At 70.5% G+C, this 451-nt stretch carries 1 protein-coding gene; it reads right to left on the reverse strand.

The genetic code is table 11. The annotated features are described in order from the left end of the window. Positions 1-451 (reverse strand): FTR1 family iron permease (locus IF01_RS0140875; RefSeq protein WP_030398693.1); only part of this gene is annotated, 451 nt, incomplete at both ends.

A 451-nucleotide genomic window follows, 5' to 3' on the forward strand; every position in this document is an offset into this window, starting at 1 on the left:
GTCGGGCTGGAAGTTGAGGACGCCCTTGAGGAGGGTGCCGTACCAGCTGTCCTTGGGGATGGTGCTGGAGATGTCGAAGGCGAGGTTGTGCAGGCCGGGGAGCCAGCCGGCCTCCTGGAGGTCGTGGACGCCGTAGGCGAGGACGCCGGCGGCGACGACGACGAGCATGGCGCCGGTCCAGGTGAAGAACTTGGCGAGGTTGATCTTCAGTGCGCCGCGGTAGAAGAGCCAGCCGAGGAAGGCGGCGGTGAGCAGGCCGAGGGCGGCGCCGATGATCGGGTTGTAGCCGTCCTCGGTGGCCTGGACGGCGGTCCAGATGAACAGGGCGGTCTCCAGGCCCTCGCGCCCGACGGCGAGGAAGGCGGTGGCGACGAGGGCGCCGGTGCCCATGGCGAGGGCGGCGTCGAGCTTGCCCTGGAGTTCGCTCTTGAGGTGGCGCGCGGTGCGGCGC

The organism is Kitasatospora purpeofusca, assembly GCF_000718025.1.
Classification (GTDB): Bacteria; Actinomycetota; Actinomycetes; order Streptomycetales; family Streptomycetaceae; genus Kitasatospora; species Kitasatospora purpeofusca.